At 74.3% G+C, this 16,405-nt stretch carries 17 protein-coding genes; 9 read left to right on the forward strand and 8 right to left on the reverse strand.

The genetic code is table 11. From position 1 onward, the window contains the following. Positions 1-131: 131 nt before the first annotated feature. On the reverse strand, positions 132-944 hold the full coding sequence (locus tag AC2CHG_RS16820; protein WP_484525079.1) for a DUF3097 domain-containing protein: 813 nt from the start codon (positions 942-944) through the stop codon (positions 132-134). 161 nt (positions 945-1,105) lie between these two features. Between AC2CHG_RS16820 and AC2CHG_RS16825 the strand changes: the two genes are divergently transcribed. Both AC2CHG_RS16825 and AC2CHG_RS16830 read left to right on the forward strand, forming a co-directional pair. Next, a complete protein-coding gene (locus tag AC2CHG_RS16825) occupies positions 1,106-1,900 on the forward strand; it encodes a hypothetical protein (RefSeq protein WP_135241109.1) in 795 nt (264 codons plus the stop codon). 138 nt (positions 1,901-2,038) lie between these two features. Further along, on the forward strand, positions 2,039-2,494 hold the full coding sequence (locus tag AC2CHG_RS16830; RefSeq protein ID WP_484525080.1) for a GNAT family N-acetyltransferase: 456 nt from the start codon (positions 2,039-2,041) through the stop codon (positions 2,492-2,494). 224 nt (positions 2,495-2,718) lie between these two features. Here the strand turns inward: AC2CHG_RS16830 and AC2CHG_RS16835 are convergent, their stop codons facing one another. From AC2CHG_RS16835 to fabG, 4 genes are all read right to left on the reverse strand, one after another. Beyond that, complete coding sequence (locus AC2CHG_RS16835; protein WP_262014362.1) at positions 2,719-3,498, reverse strand: HAD-IIA family hydrolase; 780 nt, start codon at positions 3,496-3,498, stop codon at positions 2,719-2,721. A gap of 33 nt (positions 3,499-3,531) precedes the next feature. Continuing rightward, entirely contained in the window at positions 3,532-4,563 is a 1,032-nt protein-coding gene (locus tag AC2CHG_RS16840) for a ferrochelatase (RefSeq protein ID WP_355509635.1), read from the reverse strand. A 135-nt stretch (positions 4,564-4,698) separates the two neighbouring features. Then, positions 4,699-5,466, reverse strand: a complete 768-nt coding sequence (fabI, locus tag AC2CHG_RS16845; protein ID WP_484525081.1) for an enoyl-ACP reductase FabI — start codon at positions 5,464-5,466, stop codon at positions 4,699-4,701. Between the two features lie 23 nt (positions 5,467-5,489). After that, on the reverse strand, positions 5,490-6,194 hold the full coding sequence (gene fabG / locus AC2CHG_RS16850) for a 3-oxoacyl-ACP reductase FabG (RefSeq protein ID WP_484525082.1): 705 nt from the start codon (positions 6,192-6,194) through the stop codon (positions 5,490-5,492). A gap of 155 nt (positions 6,195-6,349) precedes the next feature. Here fabG and AC2CHG_RS16855 point away from each other — a divergent pair, with 155 nt between their 5' ends. The 4 genes from AC2CHG_RS16855 to AC2CHG_RS16870 all read left to right on the forward strand — a co-directional run bounded on the left by AC2CHG_RS16855 (position 6,350) and on the right by AC2CHG_RS16870 (position 10,411). Further along, entirely contained in the window at positions 6,350-7,579 is a 1,230-nt protein-coding gene (locus tag AC2CHG_RS16855) for a sensor histidine kinase (RefSeq protein WP_484525083.1), read from the forward strand. Then, positions 7,576-8,238, forward strand: coding sequence for a response regulator (locus AC2CHG_RS16860; RefSeq protein ID WP_357210726.1), 663 nt, complete (start codon positions 7,576-7,578; stop codon positions 8,236-8,238). The genes AC2CHG_RS16855 and AC2CHG_RS16860 overlap by 4 nt, the downstream gene beginning before the upstream one ends. 98 nt (positions 8,239-8,336) lie before the next feature. Then, positions 8,337-9,224 (forward strand): alpha/beta hydrolase family protein, encoded by an 888-nt coding sequence (locus tag AC2CHG_RS16865; protein WP_262014366.1) that lies wholly within the window; start codon positions 8,337-8,339, stop codon positions 9,222-9,224. Beyond that, entirely contained in the window at positions 9,221-10,411 is a 1,191-nt protein-coding gene (locus AC2CHG_RS16870; RefSeq protein WP_262014367.1) for an acyltransferase, read from the forward strand. The genes AC2CHG_RS16865 and AC2CHG_RS16870 overlap by 4 nt, the downstream gene beginning before the upstream one ends. 285 nt (positions 10,412-10,696) lie before the next feature. Here the strand turns inward: AC2CHG_RS16870 and AC2CHG_RS16875 are convergent, their stop codons facing one another. The 3 genes from AC2CHG_RS16875 to AC2CHG_RS16885 are packed head-to-tail and all read right to left on the reverse strand — an operon-like array spanning position 10,697 to position 13,685. Continuing rightward, positions 10,697-11,647: a VWA domain-containing protein gene (locus AC2CHG_RS16875; RefSeq protein ID WP_013287373.1), complete on the reverse strand. Its 951-nt coding sequence runs from the start codon at positions 11,645-11,647 to the stop codon at positions 10,697-10,699. Then, a complete protein-coding gene (locus AC2CHG_RS16880; RefSeq protein ID WP_262014368.1) occupies positions 11,644-12,600 on the reverse strand; it encodes a DUF58 domain-containing protein in 957 nt (318 codons plus the stop codon). Before AC2CHG_RS16880 ends, AC2CHG_RS16875 begins: the two co-directional genes overlap by 4 nt. Next, the gene (locus tag AC2CHG_RS16885; RefSeq protein ID WP_262014369.1) at positions 12,579-13,685 is read right to left on the reverse strand and encodes an AAA family ATPase; all 1,107 of its coding nucleotides are present in this window, start codon (positions 13,683-13,685) and stop codon (positions 12,579-12,581) included. Before AC2CHG_RS16885 ends, AC2CHG_RS16880 begins: the two co-directional genes overlap by 22 nt. A gap of 254 nt (positions 13,686-13,939) precedes the next feature. Here AC2CHG_RS16885 and AC2CHG_RS16890 point away from each other — a divergent pair, with 254 nt between their 5' ends. The 3 genes from AC2CHG_RS16890 (at position 13,940) to AC2CHG_RS16900 (ending at position 16,390) form a co-directional block, all read left to right on the forward strand. Beyond that, the gene (locus tag AC2CHG_RS16890; RefSeq protein WP_120568985.1) at positions 13,940-14,149 is read left to right on the forward strand and encodes a hypothetical protein; all 210 of its coding nucleotides are present in this window, start codon (positions 13,940-13,942) and stop codon (positions 14,147-14,149) included. Positions 14,150-14,222: 73 nt separating this feature from the next. Beyond that, positions 14,223-14,750, forward strand: a complete 528-nt coding sequence (locus tag AC2CHG_RS16895) for a PH domain-containing protein (RefSeq protein WP_194803054.1) — start codon at positions 14,223-14,225, stop codon at positions 14,748-14,750. Positions 14,751-15,025: 275 nt separating this feature from the next. Then, on the forward strand, positions 15,026-16,390 hold the full coding sequence (locus AC2CHG_RS16900) for a PH domain-containing protein (RefSeq protein ID WP_484525087.1): 1,365 nt from the start codon (positions 15,026-15,028) through the stop codon (positions 16,388-16,390). Positions 16,391-16,405: the final 15 nt, after the last annotated feature.

Below are 16,405 nucleotides of genomic sequence, written 5' to 3' on the forward strand. Positions count from 1 at the left end.
CTACGCGGGGGGGCGCCGGGTGTGGGGGTGGGGGGGGGGCGGGGGGGGGGGGGGGGCCGCGCGGGCCCCCCCCCCCGGCCCCAACCGCAACCACTCCAGGCCGCAAGCCGAGCAGCCCTAACCGCAACCGGTCACCCAGGCTCGGTGACGAAGTCGATCAGGCGCTCCATCGCGTTGATCAACGGCGTCTCCACGTCGGCGAAGCTGTCCACCCGGGACAGGATGTGCCGCCACATGTCCGCCGGCTCACCCACCCCGAGCGCCGCGCAGACGCCCTCCTTCCAGGGCTGCCCCGGAGGAACCACGGGCCACGCCGCGATGCCGAGCGCCGCCGGGCGTACCGCCTGCCACACGTCGACGTACGGGTGCCCGGTCACCAGCACGTGCGGCGAGTTCACCCGGGCCACGATGCGGCTCTCCTTCGAGCCGGGTACGAGGTGGTCGACGAGCACACCGAGCCGGCGACCCGGGCCGGGCGCGAACGCGCGTACCTCGTCGCCGAGCGCGTCGATGCCGTCCAGCGGTTCCACCACCACGCCCTCGATGCGCAGGTCGTCGCCCCAGATCCGCTCGACCAGCGCGGCGTCGTGCACGCCCTCGACCCAGATCCGGCTGGCCTTGGCGACCTGCGCCCGTACGCCGTCCACAGCGATCGACCCGGACGCGGTACGGCGGCGCGCGGCGGGCACCGGTGCGCGGGCCGGGCGTCGCAGTGTGACCGGCCTGCCGTCGAGCAGGAACGCGGCGGGCAGCAGCGGGAAGTTGCGCCGCCGCCCGTGCCGGTCCTCCAGCACGACAGCGCCGGAGTCGAAGCCGACCACGGCGCCGCAGAACCCGGAGTCGGCGTCCTCGACCACCAGGTCGGGTTCGGCGTCGACCTCGGGGGTGACCTTCCGTCGTCGCCAGTCACCGGCCAGCACGTCCCCGTCGTATCGCCCCGCCATGCCGCTGACGCTAACCAGCGCCCCGGCGTGTCGCTCGCCGACGCGCCGACCGGGCCGTCATCCGTCGGCACGAAACGGTGCGAAGGGGGTAGTTGGGGCCAGGTCGCGCCGCCGGAGCGGCAGCCGAGACAGCAGCGGCGCGGAGCACGTACCCTTTCCGCATGTCCTCCCCCGCAACGGGCGCGGCCACGCTGGCTCCGCGCCGGTCGAGCCGGTTCGTCGCCTGGGTGCGTGCCTGGCGAGCCGGTCTGGTGCCCTTCGACGAGGTGGCCGACGCCGTCGCCGGCGACGAGGAGCACCTCGTCGCCGACGCCCCCGGCACCTGGACCGACGTGTCGCTGCGGGAGGCGCTGCCCAGCCTCGCCAAGCATTCACCAGACGACATCCGCCTGGTGCTGCCCGCGCCCGGTGACCCGCGCGGCCTGCCCGGTCCGGGTGCGTTCGCCGGGGCGGCGCTGGTGGCGGGCGAGGCGGTGGTGGCGAGCGGGATGGGGCTGGTGCCCGAGGTCCGTACGCACACGTCCGGCTCGGGGATGACCTGGGAGACGGTGCTCTGGCGGGTGCATCCGCTACCGGCGGACGCGCCGAAGGCGTCCCTCACCACGCCCGGCGCGGCGGAGGCGGAGGCGGAACTCGCCGCCGTGCTGGCCGAGACCACCGCCACGCTGACCCGGCTGGACGTCGCGCAGTGGCGGCCCGAACTCGCCGGGGCGCTCGCCGCGCTGCGCCGGCCGGACGGCGCCACCGACCTGCCGCCCGGCTTCGACCCGCGGGCCCGCCGCCTGTTCGCCCGCGCCGCCGTACTGGATCGGGTGCTCGCGCTGGCCGGGGAGAGCGCGCCCGGCGGCGCGGTGAACACCTACGAAGCGCAGCAGCGGGACGCGGCCCTGCGGCCGCTCACCACCGCGTGCCGGCAGGCCCTGGTGGCCGCCTGCAACGCGCCGCTGCGACTCTAGGGTCTGGTGTGAAAGTAGCTGGCCACGGGCCGCGGGCTGTGTTCCCATGCCGCAGTGAGGAGCGAGAACGTGTCCGGCGCGGACGTACCCCCGACTGTCCGACAGCGGTCTGATCGCGACCTCAGTGATTGTGTGCGGGTGCTGGCAGAGGTTCATGAGCGCGACGGCTATCCGGTGAACTGGCCCGATTTCCCGGCCGCATGGCTCACGCCGCCATCGCTCATCGCCTCCTGGGTGGCGGAACTGGGTGGCCGCATGGTCGGTCATATCGGCTTGTCCCGAAGCGACGCGGGAGACGCGGCACCTGGGCTGTGGGGCGCTCTTGCAGGTGTGAGTATCGACGCGACTGCCGTGGTCAACCGGTTGTTCGTCGCTCCGTCGGCCCGCGGCCACGGGATCGGTGCGCTGCTGATGGCGCAGGCTGTCGAAGAAGCACAGCATCGCGGTTTGCATCCCGTGCTCGACGTGGTGGCTTCTGACACTGCGGCGGCGGCTCTGTACGAGAGGCTCGGCTGGCAGCTGCTGGCCACAGTCGAACAGCGGTGGAGCCCGGAGCAGAAGGTCGCCGTCCGGTGTTATGCGGCGGCAACCTGAGGGTAGTGCCCCTGGTCACAGCCGTTCGTTGAGGACTGCGACCGGCACGGCCGCCTCGTAGCGTACGGCACGCTTGTCGTATCTCGTGGCGACCGCACGATGGCGCTTGAGCCGGTTGACGCCGCATTCGACCGCATGCCGCTCGCGGTAGTCGGTCTTGTCGAACTTCGGTGGCCGCCCGCCGCCTGGCCCTCGCGGCACCGTAACCGGACGGACGCCGCGGCTCAGACCTCGTCGATCAGGTCGGCCACCGAGTCGACGATCCGCGACGGACGGTACGGGTACCGCTCGGCCTCGGTCCGGCTGCTGATGCCGGTGAGCACCAGGATCGTCTCCAGGCCGGCCTCCAGGCCGCACAGGATGTCGGTGTCCATCCGGTCGCCGATCATCGCGGTCGACTCGGAGTGCGCGTCGATGGTGTTCAGCGCCGAGCGCATCATCATCGGGTTGGGCTTGCCGACGAAGTACGGGTCGACACCTGTCGCCTTCGAGATCATCGCCGCCACCGAGCCGGCCGCCGGCAGCGCGCCCTCCATCGACGGGCCGGTGGCGTCGGGGTTGGTGCAGATGAACCGGGCGCCGTCGTTGATCAGCCGGATCGCCTTGGTTATCGCCTCGAAGCTGTAGGTGCGCGTCTCCCCCAGCACCACGTAGTCCGGGGCGAAGTCACTGAGGACGTACCCCACCGCGTGCAGCGCCGTGGTCAGGCCGGCCTCACCGATGACGTACGCGGTGCCGCCCGGCCGCTGGTCGGCCAGGAACTGGGCGGTGGCCAGCGCCGAGGACCAGATCGCCTCCTCCGGCACGTCCAGCCCCATCCGGGCCAGCCGCGCCTGGAGGTCGCGGGGCGTGTAGATGGAGTTGTTCGTCAGCACCAGGAACGGCTTGCCGGAGGTACGCAGCTTCTTGACGAACTCCGGGGCGCCGGGCACCGGCTGCCCCTCGTGCACCAGCACGCCGTCCATGTCGGTGAGCCAGCTCTGCACCGGCTTGCGGTCAAGCATCGTGTCGTCCCCAGGGGTGTCGTCGGGTCGGGCTCAGGGCCGGCGGGCCGGGGGCACGCAGCACAGCGCCGGGCAGGTGTCCCAGGCCGGCAGCTCGCCGAGTCGGCGGCGCAGCCGCTCGCCGTCCGGGGCGGTGCGTTCCAGAACCAGCTCGCGGACCATCGCCACGAACCGGGGGTCGACCCCCGGGGTGCCGGCGCGGACGAAGTCCAGGCCGAGCTGCTTGGCCGTCTCCAGCGCCTCGGTGTCCAGGTCCCACACCACCTCCAGGTGGTCGGAGACGAAACCGATGGGGCTGACCACCACGCTCGTCACGCCCTGCTCGGGCAGCGTCGCCAGGTGGTCGTTGACGTCCGGCTCCAGCCACGGCACCTGCGGCGGCCCGGACCGGCTCTGCCAGACCAGGTCGTACTCCAGGTCGGGCGCGGCCGCGGCGTGCACCAGCCGGGCGACCTCCTCGAGCTGCGCGGTGTAGCGGCCGCCGTGCGGGCCGGCGGTGGCCGCCGCGGACATCGGGACGGAGTGCGCGGTGAAGACCAGCCGGGTGGAGTCCCGCTTCGCCGGGTCGAGCTGGGCCAGCGCGGCGCGGACCGCGTCGGCGTGCGGCTCGATGAAGCCGGGGTGGTCCCAGAACTGGCGCAGCTTCTCGATCAGCGGGGCGTCCGGGCCGACCGCGGCGCGGGCCGAGGCGATGTCCTCCTGGTACTGCCGGCAGGAGGAGTAGCCGCCGTACGCGCTGGTGACGAACGCCAGCGCCCGGGTGATCCCGTCGTCGCGCATCCGGGCGACGGTGTCGGCGAGCATCGGATCCCAGTTGCGGTTGCCCCAGTAGACCGGCAGGTCGACGCCGTTGGCGGCGAAGTCCTCGCGGATCGCCGCGAGCAGGTCACGGCACTGCTGGTTGATCGGCGACACCCCGCCGAAGTGCAGGTAGTGCTCGGCGACCTCGGCCAGCCGCTCGGGCGGCACCCCCCGCCCCCGGGTCACGTTCTGCAGGAACGGGAGAACGTCCTCGGGCCGCTCCGGGCCGCCGAAGGAGACCAGCACCAACGCGTCGTACGCCATGGGGCCATTCTTCCTCGCCCGCCGTCACGGCGTGGCGACGCCCCCTGGTCGGTGTGGTGACCACCCGGGCCGCAGCGTGTCAAGAAGGGCCCCTTCCGCTGCACGAGGCGTTAAGAAGGGGCCCGTCCTTACATTTCAGGCGCCGATGGCGTGGTAGCCGCCGTCGACGTGGACGATCTCGCCGGTGGTGGCCGGGAACCAGTCGGACAGCAGCGCCAGGCAGGCCCGCGCGGCGGGCTCCTGGTCGGTCAGGCTCCAGCCCAGCGGGGCCCGCTCGGTCCAGGCGTCCTCGAACTGGTCGAAGCCGGGGATGGACTTGGCCGCGATGGTGCGCAGCGGGCCGGCCGCGACCAGGTTGCTGCGGATGCCCTGCTTGCCCAGGTGCAGCGCCAGGTAGCGGGAGGCGGACTCCAGCCCGGCCTTCGCCACGCCCATCCAGTCGTAGACCGGCCACGCCTTGGTGGCGTCGAACGTGAGGCCCACCACGGCGCCGCCGGCGGACATCAGCGGCAGCGCGGCCATGGCAAGGGACTTGTACGAGTAGGTGGAGACCTGAAGCGCGGTGGCCACGTCCGCCCAGGGGGCGTCGAGGAATCCGCCGCCGAGGCAGCTCTGCGGGGCGAACCCGATCGAGTGCACGACGCCGTCCAGGCCGTCGACGTGCTCGCGCACCTTGTCGGCGAGCCCGGCCAGGTGCTCCTCGTTCGTGACGTCCAGTTCGATCACGGGTGCCGGCTCGGGCAGCCGCTTGGCGATCCGCTCCACCAGGGAGAGCCGGCCGTAGCCGGTGAGCACGACCTGGGCGCCGTTCTCCTGGGCGAGCTTCGCCACCGAGAAGGCGATCGACGCGTCGGTGATGACGCCGGTGATAAGCAGCCGCTTACCGGCGAGAAGTCCGGACATTGCGTGTCTCCTCCGTGCTCTGCTCAGTGACCCATGCCGAGGCCGCCGTCGACCGGGATGACGGCACCGGTGACGTATCCGGCCGCGTCCGAGGCGAGCCAGGTGACGACACCGGCGACCTCGTCCGGGGTGGCCATCCGGCCGGCCGGGATGGACTTGCGGATCTCCGCCTTGCGTTCCTCGGGCAGGCCGGCGGTCATGTCGGTGTCGATGAAGCCGGGCGCCACCACGTTCGCGGTGATGTTGCGGGCGCCCAGCTCGCGGGTGATCGAGCGGGCCACGCCGACCAGGCCGGCCTTGCTGGCCGCGTAGTTGACCTGGCCCGCGCCGCCGGAGAGACCGACCACCGAGGAAACGAAGATCATCCGCCCCCAGCGGCCGCGGAGCATCTTCGTCGAGGCCCGCTTGGCGACCCGGAACGAGCCGGTCAGGTTGGTGTCGAGGACGCGGGCGAACTGCTCCTCGGACATCCGCATGATCAGCGTGTCGTCGGTGATGCCGGCGTTGGCGACGAGCACCTCCACCGGGCCGAGTTCGGCCTCGATCGTGGTGAACGCGGCGTCGACCGACTCGGCGTCGGTCACGTCACATCGCACGCCGAACAGGCCGTCCGGAGCCTCGCCGCTGCGATAGGTGACGGCCACCCGGTCGCCCTGCTTGGCGAACGCCTGCGCGATGGCCAGGCCGATCCCCCGGTTCCCGCCGGTCACCAGCACGGTTCGGGCCACGGATCCCCCTCTGCTCCAGTGATCTCTCGGTCGGTCGGAGCCTAGGGGTTACCGACAGGTAAGCGCTAACCCGCGCAGGTCACTCCCCGGTATGACGAGGCATCTGGCCCCGTGGTGGGACGACGTCGGCATCGCCGGTCCGTACGCTGCTCCTGGTGGAGAAGCACCCGGCCCGAGTCGCCTGGCAGGGCCTGCGCCGCGCCGTGTGGGACGCGGACGCCCCGCCTTCCCGGCCGTCGTCGCCGCGCTGGCCGGCCCTTGCGCCGTACCTCGGTCCGATCGGTCTGCTCGCCGTGGTCGGGCTCTTCGCCGCCACCCTCGCCAGCGAGAACGAGCGCGGTCTTCCCGCACCGGTCACCATCGGCTTCGCGGCGCTGACCGTGGCGCCGCTGCTCGCCCTGCCCCGGCGCCCGCTGCTGTCCTGGCGGCTCACCGTCGTCGCGCTCTGCGTCTGCACCTTCAACGCCCCGGCCGGCGCGCCTTGGCCGTGGAACCCGGTGCTGGTGCTCGGCTCGCTGCTGGTGCTGGCCGTGGTGGCCGCGCGCGTCGACCGGCCGGTGCTGCTGTGGGTGGGTCTGATCACCTCGGTGCCGGTGCTCGCGCAGGTCGACCGGGACAACCGCATCGGCATCCTCGCCCTGCTGCTGACCCTGCTGGTCCTCGGCGACCTGGTTCGCGGCAACCGGACCTCGCGCCGGGCCCTGGCCACGCAGACCGCGCTCAGCGAGCGGGAAACCGAGCGCCGGGCGGTGCTGGAGGAGCGGACCCGGATCGCCCGGGAGATGCACGACGTGGTCGCCCACCACATGTCGATGATCGCGGTGCAGGCCGAGACCGCGCCCTACCGGCTCGCCGACGTACGGGAGCCGGCCCGGCAGGAATTCGTCGCGATCGCCGGCGCCGCCCGCGAAGCACTGACCGACATGCGCCGGCTGCTCGGCGTGCTGCGTAACGATTTCACCGGCCCGGAGACCGCGCCGAAGCCCGGGCTCGCCGACCTCGGCACCATGGTCGACGGAGCGCGCCGCGCCGGCCTCCCGGTCCGGCTGGAGGCGGATCCGCCGCGCGCCGCGGTTCCGGCCCCGGTCGGGCTGGCCGCGTATCGGATCGTGCAGGAGGGACTGGCGAACGCCGCCCGGCACGCACCCGGCAGCGAGGTCTGGGTCACGGTCCGCGCGGACGGCGACGCCCTCGCGGTACGGGTCGTCAACACCGCCGGCTCGGCGCCTCCTCCGACCGGCGAGCGGGGCAGCGGGCACGGCGTCGTCGGGATGCGGGAACGGGCCCGGGCGCTCGGCGGCACCTTCACCGCCGGGCCACTCGACGACGGCGGGTACGCCGTCGACGCGCGGCTGCCGTACGACGAGGAGAGTGGGGACGCATGATCCGGGTGCTGATCGCCGACGACCAGGCGATGGTCCGGCAGGGCTTCGGGGCGCTGCTGTCCGCCCAGCCGGACCTGCTCGTGGTCGGCGACGCCGCCGACGGTGCGGCGGCCGTGACCGAGGCTCGCCGACTCGACCCGGACGTGGTGCTCATGGACGTGCGGATGCCCGTGCTCGACGGCCTCGCCGCCACCCGGCAACTGCTCGGCGGCGCCCGCGCCGACCGGCCCCGAGTGCTCATCCTGACCACCTTCGACCTCGACGACTACGTCTACGAGGCGCTGCGTGCGGGCGCGAGCGGATTCCTGCTCAAGGACGCCCCGGCCGCGGACCTGGTGCACGGGGTCCGGGTGGTGGCGGCCGGCGATGCGCTCCTCGCCCCGGCGGTGACCCGCCGCCTCATCGCCGACTTCGCGTCCCGCCCCGACCGTCGCGGGCCGCGCCCCACCGGCCTGGCCGGGCTGACCCCCCGGGAGGTGGACGTGCTCCGCCTGATCGCCCGGGGCCGGTCGAACGCGGAGATCGCCGCCGACCTGGTCGTCGCCGAGCAGACCGTCAAGACGCACGTCGGGCGGATCCTGGCCAAGCTTCGGCTGCGTGACCGGGCGCAGGCCGTCGTCGTCGCGTACGAGACCGGGTTGGTGGCCGCCGGCGAGTAGCACCTGGGTGGGACGCCGGAAGCGGCTCCGTGGAGTGACGACCGCTCGGTGGCCGACGCCGCACTCTCCTCCTCAGACCACGTCGAGGGGAGACATCGATGAGCTGGAAACGACCCGGCCGGCTGGCGGTGACCACGCTGCTCGGCCTCGGGCTGCTGGTGCCGGACCAGCCCGTGGCGACCGCCGCGCCGGGGTACGTCGAGGCGTACCCGGTCTCGGCGGCACGGATGCGCGAGGCCGGACCGCCGTACGCCGGATGGGTCGCCGACGGACGACGGTTCCTGTCCTTCGACCCGGGCGGCGGTCTTGCCGTCGAGGTGCTCGGCGACCTGGCCACCGCCGAGCGGATCGTGGTGCTGGTGCCCGGGGCGGGTACCCGGCTCTCCGACTTCGACAGAGGACTGGGCGGCGTGGCCCGGCGGGCGCCGAGCCGGCAGGGTCGCGCGCTGTACCAGGAGTTGCGGGCCGCCGCGCCCACAGCCCGGATCGCCGTGCTGGTCTGGCTCGGCTACCTGCCGCCCGACGGGGTGGTCGCGGCCGCCGGTACGGCGCCCGCACGACGTGGCGCCGTCGCTCTCGCGGCTCAGCTACGGATGCTGGCCGACCGCCGGCCGGACGCCCGGGTGACCCTGGTCGGGCACAGCTACGGCGCCGTGCTGGCCGGGCTCGCCGCCCGCAAGGCGCCGTCGAACGTCACCGACGTGGTGGCGCTCGGCGGGGTGGGACTCGGCGCGGACCGGGCCACCGCCCTGAGCGGGGTCCGGGTGTGGGCGGCGGAGGCGCCGGGCGACTGGATCCACCGAGTGCCGGCGGTGCGCCTGCCCGGGCTGGGGCACGGCGTGCGGCCCGGTGACCCGGCGTTCGGCGCCCGGCCGCTGCCCACCGACGGTGTCGCGGGGCACGACGACTATCTCGTCGAGGCGAGCAGCACGGTACGGGCGGTGGCGTCGGTGGTGCTCGCCGGCGATCCGGGGGTGGCCGGATGAGCCGCGATCCGGTCGTCGACGCGCTGCGCGGCTTCGCCATCGGCGGGGTCGTGGTGGGACACTGGCTGGTCACCGCGCTCGTGGTCGCGCCGGACGGCACGCTCGGCACGGCGAGCCCGCTGGCCACGATGCCCGCCCTGGCACCGGCCACCTGGGTGTTGCAGACCCTCGGCCTGTTCTTCTTCACCGCGGGCTTCGCGGCCGCGCGGGCCTCGGGGCGGCACGGACCGGCCCACCGGTTCGCCCGGCTGCTGCTCCCGGCCCTGGCCCTGCTCGGGGTGGGCGCCGGCCTGCTGCTCACCGCGATCGTGCTGGGCATCCCGGACGCCACCCTCTCGGTGGCGCTCACGCTCGCGATCAGCCCGCTGTGGTTCCTGCTGCCGCTGCTGGCGTTCCACGGCCTGGCCGGTCCGCTGCGCTCCGCCGTACGCCGATGGGGTCCGCTGCGCTGCGCCGGGGCAGCGGTGGCCGTGGTGGCCGCCCTGGATCTCGCAGGCGACGCGCTGCCCGGCCGGCTGCCGGTGGCGGTGCTGGCGGCCTGGTCGGTGCCGTGGATGCTCGGCATGGCCCACGCCGACGGCCGGCTGGCCGGCCGACGTGCCGGAGCGGCGCTGGCGGTCACCGGCGCGGCAGGGCTCGCCGCGTTGATCGAGGCCGGCTACCCGGTGAGCGCGGTGGGGGTGCCCGGCGCGGCGATGTCCAACCTGCACCCGCCGTCGCTGTTCGCCGTCGCCCTGGCGGTGGCGCAGATCGGGGTGGCGTTGCTGGTCCGCCCGGCGCTGGCCCGGCTGCTGGACCGGCCCGGACCGGCCCGTGCGGTGCGTACGGTCAACCAGCGGGCGGTCCGGATCTACCTGTGGCACCAGCCGATCCTGGTCGGGGTGACCGCTCTGCTCGCCCACGTGGCGCTCCTGCCCGGCCTGCACACCGCGCCGGCCGGACCCGGCTGGGTGGTGGCACGCGTCTGCTGGCTGCCATTGCTCGCTCTGGTGCTGGCGGTGGCGACCGGGCTCCGGTCCGGCCCGGACGCGCGGCCCGAGCGCGCGGCACCCGCGCACCGGTGTACGATGATCGCGTCTGCGGGCCGGTCTGCGCCCGCATCCGGGCCCCGCCGACTTCAGGAGGTGATCGCTGTGCGAGATAGCGATCCTCCCAGTCGTGGCCGGGCCCATCGTCAGCCCCGCTGAGCCACGGCTCGGTCGACGCGGCTGACCCGCTTCCCGCCCTCCGCACCGCATCCGCTTCCCGGCGAGCACGCCGGGGTGTGGCCTGCCGCGCGGCGGAGCACCCGGTCACGACTTCGTGCGCGTACGCCCCGCCCCCCACGGCCCGCACCGGGCCGACCGTCGCCACGGAGCACACCCATGAGCCGTTACGTCGCCCCGCTGGGCTTCACCCTCGCCGCCGTCTGGGTGGCCGTCCTGTTCGTGCTGGCCGGCGGCGGTCACTGACCACCGCCGGCCGGTTCCGGCTCACACGAGCCGGGACGTCCAGAGCAGACTCAGCCCGCCCGCGCACAGCGCCAGCAACAGCGCGATCCCCGCGTACCACTGGGTGATCTCGCGCGGCTCGGTCCGGTAGCCGATCGAGCTGCCCATGTCCTGGTAGACCTGCTTCAGTTCGCTGGCCGACGCGGCCTCGTAGAAGAAGCCCTGCGTGGTCTCCGCGAGCTGGGACAGCGCGGTGCGGTCCACCGGCACCCGCTGGAGCTGCCCGCCGATGTCGACCTGCCCGGAGTCGGTGCCGAACGCGATGGTGGACACCGGCACGTTCGCCGCCTGCGCCGCCGCGGCGGCCTCCTCGACCGAGCGGCCCGACGTGCGGTAGCCGTCGGACAGCAGCACGATCCGGGCCGGCGGGATACCGGCGGCGCCGTCGGCCGGCACCGAACGGATCGCCTCCAGGCAGGTGAACACCGCCTCGCCGGTGGCTGTCGCCTCGGCCAGCACCAGCCCGTCGATCGCGGTGGTGACAGCCGCCCGGTCCTTCGTCGGCGGCACCAGCACGTTCGCCGACTTGGCGAACGAGACGAGCCCCAGGTTGTAGCTCTCCGGCAGCTCGCCGACGAACTGCTTGGCCGCCTCCTGGGCCGCCTCCAGGCGGTTCGGCGACACGTCGTCGGCCTGCATCGACAACGACACGTCGATGGCGAGCATCACGGTGGCCCGCTCCAGCGGCTCGCGGGTGTCGATCGCCGGGCGGGCCAGCCCGGTCGCCAGCACCAGCAGGCAGAGCAGGAACGCGGTCGCCGCGACGTGCCGCCGCCAGCCCAGTCCCTTGGGCGCGACGGTACGCAACAGGTCGACGTTTGTGAACCGCAGCGCGTACTGCCGGCGGTGCAGTTGCCGCCAGACGTACGCGGCGGCGAGGGCGAGCACCGGCAGCACGGCGAGCAGCCACCACGGTTGCAGAAAACGGATCATCGAGTCGTCCCTCGGGTGCGGGCGTGCCGCTGCGCGGCGACGAAACGCACCATGTCCAGCAGCCAGTCTCGGTCGGTACGCAGGCGCAGGTGGGCCGCGCCCGCGGCGCGCAGCTCGGCGGCGATCGCACCGCGCTGGGCGGCCGCCGCCTCGGCGTACCGGCGGCGCAGGCCCGGGTCGGCGGTCTGCACCTCGTGCAGTTCCCCGCTCTCCGGGTCGACCACCGGCAGCACCCCCACGTCGGGCAGTTCCAGTTCCCGCGGATCGACCACCTCGACGGCCAGCACGTCGTGGCGGACCCGCAGCTTACGCAGCGGCCGGCCCCACTGCTGCGGCGGCGCGAGGAAGTCGGAGATCACCACCGCGACGCCGCGCCGCCGGGGCGGCCGGTTGAGCAGTTCGACGAGCGCGCCCAGGTCGCTGCGGCCGGGCCGGATCTCGGCGCCCGCCACCGCCCGCAGCAGCCCCTGGGCCTCCTTGCGGCCGGAACGGGCGGGCAGCCGCAGCATCGTCCCCGGCCCGCCGGCCCCGCCGGTGCCGACGACCGCGCCGATCCGGTTGCCGCCCCGCACGGTCAGGTGGGCCAGCGCGGCGACCGCGGCGACCGCCACGTCCCGCTTGAGCCACCGCCCGGTGCCGAAGTCCAGGCTGGCCGACATGTCGACGGCCAGCCACGTCTCCAGTTCGCGGTCGGCCACCGTACGCCGGACGTGCGGCATGGTGGTGCGGGCAGTGACCGGCCAGTCCATCCGGCGCACGTCGTCGCCGGGCCGGTACTCCCGGGACTCCCCCGCCTCGCTGCCCGGTCCGGGCAGCAGCCCGGCGTAGTCGCCCTGGAGCAGCCCGTCCAGCTTGCGGGTGACCATGAGCTGGAGCCGGGCCAGCACGGCCCCCGAGCGGTCGCCGGCGGCGCTCAGCGGGGTGGGCGAGCTCACGGCCGCTGCCCGGGCCATCCGTTGTGCGGGACGGACGGTGGCGGCGGTGTGGCCTGCTGGCGGGGCGCGACGGCGGGCAGCGGGATGGTCGACATCACCCGGTGCACGATGTGGTCGGCCGGTACGTCGTCGGCGAGCGCGTCGTAGCTGAGCACCAGCCGGTGACGCAGGATGTCCGGCGCGATGTCCTGCACGTCCTGCGGCAACGCGTAGTCCCGGCCGCGCAGCAGCGCCAGCGCGCGGGTGGCCCGGACCAGGCCGAGCGAGGCGCGCGGGCTGGCGCCGTACTGGATGAGCTGGGCCACGTCGGGCATGCCGTGCTCGGCCGGCGCCCGGGTGGCGAGCACCAGCCGGACCGCGTAGTCGACGAGCGCGTTGTGCACGAACACCTGGTCGGCCTTGTGCTGAAGGGCGACCAGGTCCGGGGTGTCGAACACCCGGGCCGGCTCGGGCGGTGCGACGCCCATCCGGTAGACGATCTCGCGCTCCTCGGCGTCCGTCGGGTAGCCCACGACGATCTTCATGAGGAACCGGTCCCGCTGCGCCTCCGGCAGCGGGTAGACGCCCTCCTGCTCGATCGGGTTCTGGGTGGCCATGACCAGGAACGGGTCGGGCACCCGGTGGCTCTCGCCGCCGATGGAGACCTGCCGCTCGCTCATCACCTCCAGCAGCGCCGACTGCACCTTGGCGGGCGCGCGGTTGATCTCGTCGGCGAGCAGGAAGTTGACGAAGACCGGGCCCAGCTCGACGTCGAACTTCTCGCTGGACTGCCGGTAGATCCGGGTGCCCATGATGTCGGCGGGCACCAGGTCGGGGGTGAACTGGACCCGGGCGAACGAGCCGCCGACGACCCGCGCCAGGGTCTCCACGGCGAGCGTCTTGGCCACGCCCGGCACGCCCTCCAGCAGGCAGTGCCCACGGGCCAGCAGCGCGACGAACATCCGCTCGACCATCCGGTCCTGGCCGACGATCACCCGCTTGGTCTCGAACAGCGCCCGCTCCAGCAGCGTGGCGTCCTGGGCCGGGGTGGTGCCCGCCGGGGGCGGCGCGTCCGGCGCCGCCTCGGTCGGGTTCGGCACGTCGGGTGTGGTCGGCTGGGCCACCGGTCCTCCACAGCAGGGTCGTCGTCGCGGCGTGGTGCGTATCAAGACTGTCATGCCTCGCTGAGAGCCGAGGGTGGGAGAGGCACGATTTTCGCCGCGCCGTCCGGCCACGCCGTCCCGGCGCGCGGGAAACGCTGAACACGGGTGGACAACAAGGGGTCCGCCGTGTGTACGATTCACCCCGTCGCCGGGCGGCTCCCCCCGTGGCCGCCCGGCGCTAAAGCTTCCGGCGTGCGGCCTCTAGACTCGCCCCGGTGACGACTCCCACCACCCCGGACGAGACGCTGATCTGCTCGGCGCGGGGGTGTCGCGCACCCGCCGCCTTCCAGCTCCGCTGGCACAATCCCCGCCTGCACGCGCCGGACCGGCGCAAGACCTGGCTGGCCTGCCCGGAGCACCGCGGCTCCCTCGGTGACTTCCTCGAGGCACGCGGCTTCCTCCGCGAGGTGGTCCCGCTTCCCTGATCGCCTACGCTCGAAGCGTGAGCGAGCAGACGACCCGAGTCCGTACCGGCGGCGAGCACGGCAGGTCTCCCCGATGAGCGGTGACGGCCCCGCCGGCCTCCCGCCCGCCTCGCGCAGCGCGCTGGAGCCCTGGCCGGACACGGTCCACTGGCAGCCGATCTCCCGCGACCTGATCTGGGTGGAGCTGATCCGGCTCGGCATCGGGCTGGCCGTGGCGCTCGTGGTGCTCGGCGTGGCCTGGGCGCTGTCCGGGCACTGGCTGCTCGGCGCCGCCGTCGGCGTGGCGCTGCTGATGGGCGTCTGGCGGTCCGTCACCATCGTGCGCGCGGTCCGCGCCTGGGGGTACGCCGAGCGCGACGACGATCTGCTCGTGCGCCACGGTCTGCTGGTGCGGCGGCTGTCCATCGTGCCGTACTCGCGGATGCAGTTCGTCGATGTGAGCGCCGGTCCGTTGGAGCGCGCGTTCGACCTCGCCACCGTGCAATTGCATACGGCCGCCGCGGCGAGCGACGCGCGCGTGCCCGGCCTGCGCCCGGCCGAGGCGTCCCGGCTGCGCGACCGGCTGACCGCGCTGGGCGAGGACCGGGCGGAGGGCCTGTGAGCGAGCGGAGCGACTCCGGCGCCCCGCCGCCCCACGACGACCGGCCCGAGCCCACGCCCGGCCCGCCCGCGCCGGGTTACGGCCCGCCCGCCGCGCCGCCCGTCCCCGGAGCACCATCCGGATACGGGCCTCCGCCCGGAGACGGGACGCCGACCGCCTACGGGCCACCTCCCGGGTACGCACCGCCGCCCGGCTACGGTCCGCCCGGCTCGGCGGCACCCGGGTACGGCCCCCCGCCCGGACCCGACGCGGTGCCCGGGCCGTGGCCCGCGCCGCTGCCGCCGTACCCGGGACCGTGGGGTCCGGCGGCCGGACCGCCCGGCGGCGAGGAGCCCCGGCAGCGGCTGCATCCGCTCAGCCCGGCGCTGCACGGCGCGAAGTCGCTGGTCGTGGTGATCGCCGGGCTCTCCTGGTCGACGCTGTCGCGGGTCGGGTTCGGCTGGTTCGCGGTGCTGGTCACCGTCTTCGTGCTCGGCGCCACCGTGCTGTCGGTGGTGAGTTGGTGGAACACCGGCTACCACCTGGTGGGCCGCGAGCTGCGGGTCTACGAGGGCCTGCTGTGGCGGCGTACCCGGGCCATCCCGCTGGAGCGGCTGCAGGCGGTGGAGGTGGTCCGGCCGCTGCTGGCCCAGCTCACCGGCCTGGCCGAGCTGCGGCTGGAGGTGGTCGGCGGGGGCAAGACCGAGGCGCCGCTGGCCTACCTCAGCGTGGCCGAGGCCACCGCGCTGCGGCAGCGGCTGCTCGCGGTCGCCGGTCGCTCCGCCCCGGCACCGGTGCCGGCGGCCGAGCCCGGCGCGCCGGTCGGGGCGCCCGTGCCGGAGGGTCGCCGGCTGCACGCCGTCCGCAACCAGGATCTGCTGGTCAGCCAGCTGCTCACGCCGCAGGCGTTCCTGCTGCCGCTGGGCCTGGTGTTCGTCGGCGCCCAGTTCCTCTCCGAGGGCTCGTGGTCGTTCATCGCCGTGGCGAGCACGCTCACCGCGATGGCCGGTGTGGTGCTGCAACCGATCCGCCGGGTGCTCGACGACTGGAGCTTCCGCCTCGACCGGGACGACGGCACGCTGCGCGTGCACAACGGGCTGCTGGAGACGCGGATGCAGACCGTGCCGCTGCACCGGGTGCAGACGGTACGGGCGACCTGGCCGCTGCTGTGGCGGATGAAGGGGTGGCTGCGGCTGCGGCTGGAGGTGGCCGGCTACTCGGCCGGTGAGCCGGACGACCGCAACCGCCCGGACCGGCTGCTGCCGGTCGGCGACGCGGGCACCGGCGCGATGGTCGTGGCGGAGGTGCTGCCCGGCGTACGGCTGGACGCGCTGCCCGCCACGCCGCCCCCGTCACGGGCCCGGTGGCTGCGGCCGCTGAGCCGCAAGGTGGTCGGCGCCGGTCTCGACGAGCGGGTCTTCGTGGCCCGCTCCGGGTTGCTGACCCGCCGGTTGACGCTGGTGCCGTACGCCCGGATCCAGAGCGTGCGGGTCACGCGGGGTCCGGTGCAGCGGCTGCTGCGGCTGGCCACCGTGCACGCGGACACCGCCGGTGGGGCCGGGGCGGCGGCCGTCGACCGGGATCTGGCCGACGCGTGGGAGCTGGCCGCGGAGCTGACCGAGCGGTCGCGCGCCGCCCGCCGTACCGACAGCCGCCGCTGACCCCGGCGGGCCGCG

This window comes from Micromonospora sp. ATLC20 (assembly GCF_057196585.1).

Excerpts from the sequence above, each read along its gene's own strand:
- AC2CHG_RS16875 (WP_013287373.1), bottom strand. The coding sequence starts at position 11,647 with ATGATCCGTTTTCTGCAACCGTGGTGGCTGCTCGCCGTGCTGCCGGTG.
- AC2CHG_RS16870 (WP_262014367.1), top strand. The coding sequence starts at position 9,221 with ATGAGCCGCGATCCGGTCGTCGACGCGCTGCGCGGCTTCGCCATCGGC.
- AC2CHG_RS16860 (WP_357210726.1), top strand. The coding sequence starts at position 7,576 with ATGATCCGGGTGCTGATCGCCGACGACCAGGCGATGGTCCGGCAGGGC.
- AC2CHG_RS16895 (WP_194803054.1), top strand. The coding sequence starts at position 14,223 with ATGAGCGGTGACGGCCCCGCCGGCCTCCCGCCCGCCTCGCGCAGCGCG.
- AC2CHG_RS16865 (WP_262014366.1), top strand. The coding sequence starts at position 8,337 with ATGAGCTGGAAACGACCCGGCCGGCTGGCGGTGACCACGCTGCTCGGC.
- AC2CHG_RS16820 (WP_484525079.1), bottom strand. The coding sequence starts at position 944 with ATGGCGGGGCGATACGACGGGGACGTGCTGGCCGGTGACTGGCGACGA.
- AC2CHG_RS16835 (WP_262014362.1), bottom strand. The coding sequence starts at position 3,498 with ATGCTTGACCGCAAGCCGGTGCAGAGCTGGCTCACCGACATGGACGGC.
- AC2CHG_RS16825 (WP_135241109.1), top strand. The coding sequence starts at position 1,106 with ATGTCCTCCCCCGCAACGGGCGCGGCCACGCTGGCTCCGCGCCGGTCG.
- AC2CHG_RS16840 (WP_355509635.1), bottom strand. The coding sequence starts at position 4,563 with ATGGCGTACGACGCGTTGGTGCTGGTCTCCTTCGGCGGCCCGGAGCGG.
- fabI (WP_484525081.1), bottom strand. The coding sequence starts at position 5,466 with ATGTCCGGACTTCTCGCCGGTAAGCGGCTGCTTATCACCGGCGTCATC.
- AC2CHG_RS16880 (WP_262014368.1), bottom strand. The coding sequence starts at position 12,600 with ATGGCCCGGGCAGCGGCCGTGAGCTCGCCCACCCCGCTGAGCGCCGCC.